This window comes from Patiriisocius sp. 208BN25-11 (assembly GCF_058147145.1).
In genome coordinates this window covers 1-244 of record NZ_JBYVJY010000107.1, presented here as the reverse complement: position 1 = coordinate 244, position 244 = coordinate 1, and the positions used below count along the sequence as shown (strand labels likewise).

Here is a 244-nt window from a genome sequence, read left to right as displayed (position 1 = left end):
GTGTGCCAAACGACGTAAATCCATACCCACACTACTCAAATAGTGGTGATTTATTGATTATTCATAATGGAACTATAGAAAACTATGCTTCTATTAAAACCGAATTAATCAATAGAGGTTATACCTTCCAGTCTGATACAGATACCGAAGTACTAGTAAACCTTATTGCCGAAATTAACAAAGAACAAGATGTAAAACTTGGAAAAGCAGTGCAAATAGCACTAAACCAAGTTGTTGGTGCCTA

The 244-nt window shown here is 34.8% G+C and carries 1 pseudogene; it reads left to right on the top strand.

Annotation, left to right across the window (positions count from 1 at the left end):
• Positions 1 to 244, top strand: a pseudogene (locus ACY2RS_RS15755) (glutamine--fructose-6-phosphate transaminase (isomerizing)); the annotation flags it as partial.